General features: G+C 65.4%; 10 protein-coding genes. 6 read left to right on the top strand and 4 right to left on the bottom strand.

The genetic code is table 11. The features are described 5' to 3' along the window. Positions 1-169: 169 nt before the first annotated feature. Together LB554_RS29210 and LB554_RS29205 are read right to left on the bottom strand one after the other, a co-directional pair. On the bottom strand, positions 170-1,405 hold the full coding sequence (locus tag LB554_RS29210; RefSeq protein WP_224588272.1) for an amidohydrolase/deacetylase family metallohydrolase: 1,236 nt from the start codon (positions 1,403-1,405) through the stop codon (positions 170-172). Positions 1,406-1,437: 32 nt separating this feature from the next. After that, the gene (locus LB554_RS29205) at positions 1,438-1,803 is read right to left on the bottom strand and encodes a RidA family protein (protein ID WP_224588271.1); all 366 of its coding nucleotides are present in this window, start codon (positions 1,801-1,803) and stop codon (positions 1,438-1,440) included. 222 nt (positions 1,804-2,025) lie between these two features. On the opposite strand from LB554_RS29205, the gene LB554_RS29200 reads away from it, so the two are divergent. After that, the gene (locus tag LB554_RS29200) at positions 2,026-2,511 is read left to right on the top strand and encodes a hypothetical protein (protein ID WP_224588267.1); all 486 of its coding nucleotides are present in this window, start codon (positions 2,026-2,028) and stop codon (positions 2,509-2,511) included. 71 nt (positions 2,512-2,582) lie between these two features. On the opposite strand, the gene LB554_RS29195 is transcribed toward LB554_RS29200, so the two are convergent. Beyond that, a complete protein-coding gene (locus LB554_RS29195) occupies positions 2,583-3,218 on the bottom strand; it encodes a methyltransferase family protein (RefSeq protein WP_224588265.1) in 636 nt (211 codons plus the stop codon). A gap of 248 nt (positions 3,219-3,466) precedes the next feature. Here LB554_RS29195 and LB554_RS29190 point away from each other — a divergent pair, with 248 nt between their 5' ends. From LB554_RS29190 to LB554_RS29175, 4 genes are all read left to right on the top strand, one after another. After that, positions 3,467-3,724: a hypothetical protein gene (locus tag LB554_RS29190; RefSeq protein WP_224588264.1), complete on the top strand. Its 258-nt coding sequence runs from the start codon at positions 3,467-3,469 to the stop codon at positions 3,722-3,724. Positions 3,725-3,752: 28 nt separating this feature from the next. Continuing rightward, positions 3,753-4,544: a hypothetical protein gene (locus LB554_RS29185; protein WP_224588262.1), complete on the top strand. Its 792-nt coding sequence runs from the start codon at positions 3,753-3,755 to the stop codon at positions 4,542-4,544. Positions 4,545-4,647: 103 nt separating this feature from the next. Then, positions 4,648-5,331: a winged helix-turn-helix domain-containing protein gene (locus LB554_RS29180; protein ID WP_140660379.1), complete on the top strand. Its 684-nt coding sequence runs from the start codon at positions 4,648-4,650 to the stop codon at positions 5,329-5,331. 30 nt (positions 5,332-5,361) lie between these two features. Beyond that, on the top strand, positions 5,362-6,732 hold the full coding sequence (locus LB554_RS29175) for a sensor histidine kinase (RefSeq protein ID WP_224588260.1): 1,371 nt from the start codon (positions 5,362-5,364) through the stop codon (positions 6,730-6,732). A gap of 46 nt (positions 6,733-6,778) precedes the next feature. Here the strand turns inward: LB554_RS29175 and LB554_RS29170 are convergent, their stop codons facing one another. Beyond that, positions 6,779-7,207: an Lrp/AsnC family transcriptional regulator gene (locus tag LB554_RS29170; protein WP_224588259.1), complete on the bottom strand. Its 429-nt coding sequence runs from the start codon at positions 7,205-7,207 to the stop codon at positions 6,779-6,781. 121 nt (positions 7,208-7,328) lie between these two features. On the opposite strand from LB554_RS29170, the gene LB554_RS29165 reads away from it, so the two are divergent. Further along, positions 7,329-8,432: a saccharopine dehydrogenase family protein gene (locus LB554_RS29165; RefSeq protein WP_224588257.1), complete on the top strand. Its 1,104-nt coding sequence runs from the start codon at positions 7,329-7,331 to the stop codon at positions 8,430-8,432. Positions 8,433-8,483: the final 51 nt, after the last annotated feature.

Here is an 8,483-nt window from a genome sequence, read left to right as displayed (position 1 = left end):
GTCGAGCTTCGCTCGCCACCTCTCCCCCGATCGACGGGGGAGAGGAAAGGCGCGAGCTTAACCAGGCTGGCTCCCTTCCTCTCCCTCCGGAGGGGGGAGAGGTGGCTCGGCGAAGCCGAGACGGAGTGGGGGAAGCCGCTCGTCAGTCGCGCAGCCGCCTCGAGATCGGTTAATCCTGCCGGTGTCCGAAATGCCTGGCTGCCACCTCGACATGCGTATGCCCGACATGGGCCACGAAGCGCTCGGTCTCGCCGACATCGTCGGCCGCCTCGTTCGGCCACCAAATGCCGCCGACGACGATGCCTTCCGACACCAGCCGCTGGTCGGCGACCAGCGAGGCGCCGACGGCATCGACGAAGGTGAAGCGGCCTGACCGCTGCCGCAGCACGGCGACGTCGCCGGCGGTCCCGATCGTCAGCGTGCCGAGGTCGGGCCGCGCGATCGCCCGCGCCGGCGCCTGCGTCGCGGCGCGCAGAACCTCGACCAGCGGCATGCCGAGGGCCATTAGCTTCGACATGCAGACCAGTATGTCGAAGGCCGGCCCGTCGACGCAGTAGAGGTGCACGTCGCTCGAGATGACGTCGGGCGCCAGCCCTTCGGCCAGCATGGCGCGGGCGACCTCGAAGTCGAACGAACCCATGCCATGGCCGAGATCGAAGATGACGCCGCGCTCGCGCGCCAGCCGCATGTCGGGCCGCACCGTGCCGGAGGCGAACACCGGCGCATTGGGGAAGGGCCGGAAGCAGTGGGTGAGGATGTCGCCCCGGCGCAGGCGCGGCAGCACTTCGGAGCGGCCGGGCGGCGGCTCGTCTATATGCGCCATCAGCGGCAGGCCGGCCTTGTCGGCGGCCTCCAGCGCCAAGTCGACCGGCGCGATGCCGCTTGTGCCGCCGGCATGCTTGCCGGAGCGAACCTTGACGCCGACGACGACGTCGGCGTGCTCGCGCACCGCCGCCACCACCTCGCGCGGCTCGCAGAGACGGAGATCGCTGCATTCGCCGACCGACACCGTCTGCGAGAAGCCGAAAATGCCGGCAAAGGAAATGTTGACATAGGCCAGGATGCGCACCTTCGAACGCTCCATGACATGGCGGCGGAAGCCGAGGAAATTGCCCGCGCCCGCGCTGCCGGCGTCGATGAAGGTGGTGGTGCCGCTCTTGGCGGCGAGCCTGTCGGCGTCGACACCGAGCGAAGTGCCGCCCCAATAGACATGGCTGTGCAGGTCGACCAGGCCGGGTGCCACGATGCAACCGGTGGCGTCCACCACCTGGGCGGCGCTGGTCGCGGGGATGTCGGCCTCGATCGCGGCGACGCGGCCATTGGCAATGGCGACATCGCGCGGCGAATCGATGCCGGCCGCCGGGTCGATCAGCCGTCCGCCCTTCACGAGGAGGTCGAATTGCATTGTTGGAACCTCCGATTGCCCGAATTGCCGTCTCAGGCCGGTCTGTAGGCGACGGCCTCGACTTCGATCTTGATGTCGATCATCAGCCGCGATTCGACCGTGGTGCGGGCCGGCGGATTTTTCGGAAAATGCCTTGCATAGACAGCGTTGAAGGCGCCGAAGTCGCGCGCGTCCTCGAGCCAGACGGTGGTCTTGACCACATCGTCCATCGAGCAGCCGGCGAGCGCCAGCGCGGCCTTCACATTGGCAAGCACCTGCTCGGTCTGCTCCGTGATGCCGCCCTTGACCACGATGCCGTCGCCGCCGACGGGAACCTGGCCCGAGACAAAGACGAAATCGCCGGCCCGCACGGCCGGCGACAGCGGCACGTGGGATGTTCCGAAAGTCTGCTTGGGCAAGGGACGGCCTCCTCCGATGACATGGCCGGACACCGAGGTGGCGCCCGCTTTGCGACGAGGTTTACCGCGATCGCGGCAATCCCGATAGAGGCCCTTGTTGGAAAGCAACATTGTTCGAAATCCGTGTTGCTTTATTACAGAAGCGCTTGCATCGTGCGCGTTTGCCGGACGGGCTCGACGCCACGACGGACAGACGCCCTCGCTAAACCGGAGACCCCGAGAATGACTTTCGACAAGAACCCGTTCCCTTCCGGCGACGCCGACCGTCACGCGCTGTGGGAGATGCTGGTGCGGCGCGACATCGACGCCTTCATCGGCCAGGATTGGGCCATGGTCGAGTACGATTTCATCGCCGAAAGCTTCTTCGGCATGCATGCGCATTTCCTGGCCAATGCCGATGCCTGGCGGCTGCAATTCCCGCGGCTGGAGATTTACCGCGACGAGTGGCTGCGCCAGGCCAAGGAAACGGCGGCGACCAAATTCGCCGAGCCGCTGCGCGAGGCGCTGTTTCGCGTTACCAATCTGCGCGACATCGATGTCGACGGCGACCGCGCCGTGCTGCACAAGAAGTTCGACGGCAGCGTCGCCAAGGCGGATGGCAGCGTCGACAGGCTGAAATGGCAGACACTGTATTTCTGCCGAAAGGTCGGCGCGAGCTGGAAGATAGCCGGCTTCGTCGGCTACATGCCTTATCCGCTGGGAAGCTAGTTCGATTTCCATGAATGGCCATCGACAGTCGCGATGGCCGATCAGCCGCGCCAATTCCCGTGGCGAGCTGCTCAGTACAGCGTGATGAAGGCCGGGAACAGCACGCCTGTCTCCCTGAAATACTCGATCAGCTCGATGGCGGGGAAGATGGCGAGGAAATAGAGCCCGTCGAAAAAGGTGCGCCTCAGCGCCCGGGTCGAGAACCGCAGCTCGTCATTGTCGTGGTAGAGCAGCGGGTTTGGCCAGAACCGGGGTGTCGCCTTGATGTAGGCGCTGTAGGCCGGGCCGAACTTGCCCAGGAGATATTCGGCCTCCCTGCGCGCCGTGACACGGAAGATCAGGAAGCTGGCGACGCCAAGCGCGGCGGCGGCCACCAGCGAGCCGTAGAGCAGGCCGATGCCGACCGCGCCGACCGTCGAGAAGAAGTAGAGCGGGTTCTGGCTCATCGAGAATGGTCCCGTCGAGACCAGCTCTTCATTCTTCTTGCCGCCGACATAGAGGATGCTCCACAGCCGGCCGGCGACGCAGGCGAGCACCAGGCAGAAGCCGAAGAATTCGAGCGTTTCGTGGCCGTTCGAGCCTTCGCTGAGCGCCGGCTTGGTCAGGAACAAGAGCAGCACCGCCAGCGCCGCCGCGACGCGGATGAATATCAGCCGCTTGCGCTGGTCGAAAGCCTGTGAAACCGGCTTGAGGGAAGCGTAGGTCATTTTCGCGTTTTCCTGGGCACTCTGGTGCAGGCCCGGCCACTGGGGCACGCCATTGATGGCGGATACAAGGCGCTCATCCTCTATCAGCGCATCGCGAGGCATTCGTAAAGGCCTTTTGGGCCAGCCACCGCCATCCTTACGAATTTGTATGGCGCCGGACAGGCTGGCGAGAACTCAAATCCCTATCGTTGGATGCCGGTTCGCCATTTAGGGGCCGGCTCCGATTAAACAGAGACAGGAACGGTTTCATGAGAAGAATTGCACTGGCCGCCGCACTGGCCACCCTCGCGCTCTGCGGATCGCTTTCCTCCGTTTTCGCGGCCACCGCGCCTTGCGAGGAGACGTTGAAGGCCCTTCGCGCCGCCGAAGCGACAGCCAAGCTGAGCCCCGCCGACAAGACCAAGGTCTCGGAACTGGAGACCAAGGGCATCGAGCGCTGCAATGCCGACGACGACAAGCGCGCCGACGACTTCTTCGCCCAGGCCATGAAGGTCATGGGCAAGTAACCCGACGCCGCCATCGAGGACATCAGCCATGCTCGCACCCCACACACACCCCACACCGAGCCAAAACAGGGTGCCGGACGTCACCCTCGACTTCTGGCTGGTCAAGCTGATGGCGGTGACCATGGGCGAGACGGCGGCGGACTATCTCGCCGTCAACCTCGGCCTCGGCTTGACTGTCACCTCGCTGATCATGACCGGCGTGCTGGTCGTCGCCCTCGCTCTGCAGTTCGCGCACAAACGCTACGTGCCGTGGGCCTACTGGCTGGCGGTGGTGCTGATCAGCGTCGTCGGCACGTTGATCACGGACAACCTCGTCGACAATTTCGGCGTGCGCCTGCAGACCACGACGATCGCCTTTTCCGTTGTGCTCGCGGCGACATTCGCGGTCTGGTACGCAAGCGAGCGGACGCTTTCGATCCACACCATCTTCACGACCAGGCGCGAGATCTTCTACTGGCTGGCGATCCTCTTCACCTTCTCGCTGGGCACCGCCGCCGGCGATCTGGTCGCCGAGACCTTCGACATGGGCTACCTGACCACGGGCCTGCTGTTCGGCGGCGTCATCGCGCTTATCGCGCTCGCCTATTACCTGTTCCACCTGGACGCCATCCTGGCGTTCTGGCTGGCCTATATCCTGACGCGTCCGCTGGGCGCCTCCTTCGGCGATTGGCTGTCGCAGCCAGCCGAATATGGCGGCCTCGGTTTCGGCACCATTTTCACCAGCCTGATCTTCCTCGGCTGCATCATTGCGCTCGTTCTCTACATGACGCTCAGGAATAATGCCGATGAGATGGACGACATGCTGCTGGACTCGGAGTGAACCGCGGTCGGACGCCGCAAGGCCTGGCCAGTTGGCGACGATCCTAGGAACGGACCCGAGCCGGTGATAGCCTGTCGCCGATACCGGCAGCCAGGGAACAGCGATGCGGCTACTTCTCGTCGAGGACGACCACAGGACGGCGGACTATATCGTGCGCGGCCTGACCGAGGCCGGCCATGTCTGCGACCTCCTGCGCAATGGTCATGACGGGCTTTTCGCCGCGACCGGCGGCGGCTACGACGTGATCGTCGCCGACCGGATGATCCCGGGCCTCGATGGCCTGTCGATGGTCAAGGCCGTCCGCGCCGCCGGCGTGCGCACGCCGGCGATCTTCCTCACCTCCGTCGGCGGCATCGACGACCGCGTCGAGGGGCTCGAGGCCGGCGGCGACGACTATCTGGTCAAGCCCTTCGCCTTTTCCGAGCTGCTTGCCCGCATCAACGCGCTCGGCCGGCGGCCGGCCGCGCAGGAACAGAAGACCGTTCTGCGGGTCGCCGACCTCGAAATGGACCTGATCATGCGGCGCGTCGTCAGGCAGGGCCAGCCGATCGACCTGCAGCCGAGGGAGTTCAGCCTGCTCGAGGTGCTGATGCGCGGCGAGGGCCGCGTCATCACCCGCACCATGCTGCTGGAGCGGGTCTGGGATTTCCACTTCGACCCTAAGACCAGCGTCGTCGAAACCCATATCAGCCGCTTGCGGACCAAGGTCGACAAGCCGTTCGGTACCCAGCTCATCCACACCATCCGCAACACCGGCTACAGCCTGCACGCGCCGCTCTCCCAGTGATCGCGACCTTCCCATGACGGCGACTTTCCGATGACCGTGACCCGGACCCGCCTGCTGCGCAGCACGCCATTCCGGCTTGCCCTGACGTTCGCCTTCCTGTTCATGCTGGCCTTCGTGCTGGCGGGCGCCATCGTCTACCAGATGATGAGCGCCGACCTTGCCGAGCAGCTCGACGACACCATCAGCGAGACCTATGCCGTCATCGCCGCGACCTATGCCGACAAGGATCTCAGGGAGTTGGTGGAGACCGTCGAAAACCACTCCGCGCGCAGCCCTGGGAAGGAGCAGCTCTTTTCGCTGACCGACGCCGTCGGCAACCGTATTGCGGGCAACTTCACCGCGGCGGGGCTTCCCGACGGTTTCTCGATGTTCGGCGCCGAAATGCCGGGCCTGCCGCCGGACACCGAATACCGGGCCTATTCCGGTCCGGTCGGCGCCAACACTTTGACCATCGCCTTCAGCCTCTCCGAGACCGAGGAGCTGGAAACGATCATGCTGATGAGCTTCGGCTGGGCGACGCTGATCATCACCGGCCTGGCCGTCGCCGGCGGCGCCCTGCTCGCCTCGCGTGTCCAGCGCCGTCTCGACGGCATTGCCGCCACGATGGTCGACGTTTCGCATGGCCGCCTCGACACCCGCATCCCGCTGACCGGCAAGGACGACGACATCGACATCGTCTCCGGCCAGGTCAACGCCGCGCTCGACCGGCTGGCGGCGCTGGTCGAAGGCATGAAGCAGGTCAGCGCCGACATCGCGCATGATTTGAAGACGCCGCTCAACCGCCTGCAGATGATCCTGGAGAGCGCCGCCGACAAGGCCGCACGGCGCCAGGACGTCTCCGACGATCTGGCCGACGCGCGCGCCGAGGGCCACCAGATCAACGAGACCTTCGACGCGCTGCTGCGCATCGCCCAGATCGAGGCCGGCGCGCGCAAGGCGCGCTTCACCGATGTCGCTCTCGGCGAGGTCCTCGAGACGATCGCCGATATCTACGCCGACGTGGCCGAGGACGACGGGAAGGTGCTGTCGTCAGAGGAACTGAGCGACACGGCGGACCGCATTCATGGCGACCGTGAGCTGTTGACGCAGATGTTCGCCAATCTGGTCGAGAACGCGCTGCGCCATTGCCCTCCCGGCACATCCATCCAACTCTCGGTGACGCGCCGGGACGGCCGCGTGCTTGCCGGCGTCGCCGACAATGGCCCCGGCATTCCCGCCGGCGAGCGCGAAAAAGTGTTCCAGCGTCTCTACCGGCTGGACCACAGCCGCTCGACCCCCGGCAGCGGCCTCGGCCTCAGCCTTGTCCGTGCCATCGCCGAGCTGCACGGCGCGACCATTGCGCTCGAGGACTGCCGGCCCGGTCTAGCCGTGGTGGTGAGCTTTCCCCTGGCGAGGGGTTAGCCGGCAAAATTGCCTGGGCTGGCAAATACCAGATTGAGGATCCAATTCACCTGTCGATCCGTGTCGACAAAATAATCGACGACGATGTCCGCTCCACCCCCTCCATGGCGCCGATCTGGTCGAGCAGCGTGTCGAGGTCGCGGATCGATGGTGCGTCGACGATGACGATCATGTCGAAATTGCCGCTGACGGAGTGCAGCGTCCTGACCGGCGGCAGCGCCTGCAGGCTGCGCACCACCTTGTCGGCGAGCTTCGGCGTGACGGTGAGCAGCACATGCGCCCTGACCAGCCCCTGCTCATAGTCCGGCGCCAGCCGGACGCCATAGCCGGTGATGATGCCGCGCTGCTCCAGCCGCTCGATCCGGCTTTGCACCGTCGTGCGCGACACGCCGAGCCGACGCGCCAGGTCCGCCGTCGAGGCGCGTGCGTTGGCGCGCAGCAGCGAGAGCAGGGCTTGTTCGGCATCACTGAGCATTTCGACGAAGCCTTTCGGCAGATCGATAAAAGATAGGGTTCACTTTGCAGAATTCCACGCTTCCTTTCGACAGGCAAGCTGCGATGGTTTTGGGAAACGCAGATCGCAGGGGAATTTGAACATGAACAAGATCATTATCGTCGGGGCCGGCAAGATCGGCTCGACCATCGCCGAAATGCTTGCCGCGACGGGCGACTATCAGGTCACTCTCCTCGACCGCTCGGCGGCGCAGCTCGCCGCGGCGGAAGTCCCCGCCGGCGTCGAGACGCTGGAACTCGACATCGCGGCGCCCGGTGCGCTTGAAGCCGCGCTCGCCGGCAAGTTCGCGGTGCTAAGCGCCGCCCCCTTCCACCTCACCACGCGCATCGCCGAGGCGGCGGCCAGCGCCGGCGTGCATTATCTCGATCTCACCGAGGATGTCGTCTCAACCCGGCGCGTCAAGGAACTGGCCCGCTCCGCCAAGAGCGCCTTCATCCCGCAATGCGGGCTGGCGCCCGGCTTCATCTCGATCGTCGCCAACGACCTCGCCAGCCGCTTCGACACGCTGGAGAGCGTGCGCATGCGCGTCGGCGCGCTGCCGCAATACCCGTCCAACGCGCTGAACTACAATCTGACCTGGAGCACCGACGGCGTCATCAACGAATATTGCGAGCCTTGCGAGGCGATCGTCGAGGGCGAGCTGGTCGAAGTGCCGCCGCTGGAGGAGCGCGAGGAGTTTTCGCTCGACGGCGTCACCTACGAGGCGTTCAACACCTCCGGTGGACTGGGCACCTTGGCCGAGACGCTGAAGGGCAAGGTACGCACGCTGAACTACCGCACCATCCGTTATCCCGGCCACGCCGCGATCATGAAGGCGCTGCTCAACGACCTTGGGCTGCGCCACCGCCGCGACGTGCTGAAGGATATTTTCGAAAGCGCCCTGCCGGCGACGCTGCAGGACGTGGTCATCGTCTTCGTCACCGTCTCGGGCCGCAGGAACGGCCGCCTGCTGCAGGAGACCTACGCCAACAAGATCTATTCCCGGCGCATCGGCCAGACGGTCCGCAGCGCCATCCAGATCACCACCGCGTCGGGCATCTGCGCCGTGCTCGACATGCTGGCTGACGGATCGCTGCCGGCGACCGGCTTCGTCAAGCAGGAGGAAATCGCGCTCGATGCCTTCCTCGCCAACCGCTTCGGCCGCGCCTATGCCCAGCATGAAATGGTAAGCCGGCTGGCGGGGTGAGCGACGGCGCCTTTCCTCTCCCCCGTCGACCGGGGGAGAGGTGTCGAGCGA

Source organism: Mesorhizobium sp. CO1-1-11 (assembly GCF_020164995.1).
Taxonomy (GTDB): domain Bacteria; phylum Pseudomonadota; class Alphaproteobacteria; order Rhizobiales; family Rhizobiaceae; genus Mesorhizobium; species Mesorhizobium australicum.
Note: the sequence above shows the minus strand (reverse complement) of the source record. Positions and strands in the feature narration are given on the sequence as shown.

Coding starts and splice junctions, on each gene's coding strand:
- LB554_RS29210 (WP_224588272.1), bottom strand. CDS start 1,405: ATGCAATTCGACCTCCTCGTGAAGGGCGGACGGCTGATCGACCCGGCG.
- LB554_RS29200 (WP_224588267.1), top strand. CDS start 2,026: ATGACTTTCGACAAGAACCCGTTCCCTTCCGGCGACGCCGACCGTCAC.
- LB554_RS29195 (WP_224588265.1), bottom strand. CDS start 3,218: ATGACCTACGCTTCCCTCAAGCCGGTTTCACAGGCTTTCGACCAGCGC.
- LB554_RS29190 (WP_224588264.1), top strand. CDS start 3,467: ATGAGAAGAATTGCACTGGCCGCCGCACTGGCCACCCTCGCGCTCTGC.
- LB554_RS29185 (WP_224588262.1), top strand. CDS start 3,753: ATGCTCGCACCCCACACACACCCCACACCGAGCCAAAACAGGGTGCCG.
- LB554_RS29180 (WP_140660379.1), top strand. CDS start 4,648: ATGCGGCTACTTCTCGTCGAGGACGACCACAGGACGGCGGACTATATC.
- LB554_RS29175 (WP_224588260.1), top strand. CDS start 5,362: ATGACCGTGACCCGGACCCGCCTGCTGCGCAGCACGCCATTCCGGCTT.
- LB554_RS29170 (WP_224588259.1), bottom strand. CDS start 7,207: ATGCTCAGTGATGCCGAACAAGCCCTGCTCTCGCTGCTGCGCGCCAAC.
- LB554_RS29165 (WP_224588257.1), top strand. CDS start 7,329: ATGAACAAGATCATTATCGTCGGGGCCGGCAAGATCGGCTCGACCATC.